The following is a 1,331-nucleotide window of genomic DNA, read 5'->3' on the forward strand; positions in this document are numbered from 1 at the left end:
TTGGACAAGCCCTCGACCTATTAGTACACATCAGCTGAACATGTTACCATGCTTACACCTTGTGCCTATCTACCTCATAGTCTCTAAGGGGTCTTACTCCACAAAGGAGGGATATCTCATCTTGAGGGGGGCTTCACGCTTAGATGCCTTCAGCGTTTATCCCTTCCGGACTTGGCTACCCAGCCTTATGCATCTGGCGATGCAGCTGATACACCAGCGGTCCGTCCATCCCGGTCCTCTCGTACTAAGGACAGCTCCTCTCAGATATCCTACGCCCGCGCCGGATAGGGACCGAACTGTCTCACGACGTTCTGAACCCAGCTCGCGTACCGCTTTAATGGGCGAACAGCCCAACCCTTGGGACCTGCTACAGCCCCAGGATGCGATGAGCCGACATCGAGGTGCCAAACCACTCCGTCGATGTGAACTCTTGGGAGTGATAAGCCTGTTATCCCCAGGGTAGCTTTTATCCGTTGAGCGATGGCAATCCCACTTTCATGCCACCGGATCACTAAGTCCTACTTTCGTATCTGTTCCACCCGTCGGTGTCACAGTCAGGCTCCCTTCTGCCTTTGCACTCTACGAATGGTTTCCGTCCATTCTGAAGGAACCTTCGAGCGCCTCCGATACCCTTTCGGAGGCGACCGCCCCAGTCAAACTCCCCGGCAGACATTGTCCCCGGACCGGTTTCACGGTCCTTGGTTAGAAACCCAGTACTATAAGGGTGGTATCCCAACAGCGACTCCATGACAACTGACGTCATCACTTCAAAGTCTCCCACCTATCCTGTACATACAGTACCGAATCCCAGTATCAACCTGGAGTAAAGCTCCATGGGGTCTTTCCGTCCTGGCGCGGGTAACCAGCATCTTCACTGGTACTTCAATTTCACCGGGTGCATTGCCGAGACAGTGCTCAAATCATTACGCCTTTCGTGCGGGTCGGAACTTACCCGACAAGGAATTTCGCTACCTTAGGACCGTTATAGTTACGGCCGCCGTTTACTGGGGCTTAAATTCAAAGCTTCGCTTGCGCTAACCTCTCCTCTTAACCTTCCAGCACCGGGCAGGCGTCAGCCCATATACCTCACCTTTCGGTTTCGCATAGACCTGTGTTTTTGCTAAACAGTTGCTTGAGCCTCTTCTCTGCGGCCTGCTCTCGCAGGCTCCCCTTATCCCGAAGTTACGGGGACATTTTGCCGAGTTCCTTAACAATGCTTCTCCCGCCGGCCTTAGGATTCTCTCCTCATCCACCTGTGTCGGTTTACGGTACGGGCTGATGATACACAATAGTGGCTTTTCTCGGCAGTACGTCCATGAGCTTCACTACTT

General features: G+C 53.3%; 1 rRNA gene. It reads right to left on the reverse strand.

What is annotated here, in order from left to right:
• Nucleotides 1-1,331, reverse strand: a 23S ribosomal RNA gene (locus G608_RS0117740); the annotation flags it as partial.

The organism is Butyrivibrio sp. WCD3002 (assembly GCF_000424265.1).
GTDB lineage: Bacteria > Bacillota > Clostridia > Lachnospirales > Lachnospiraceae > Butyrivibrio.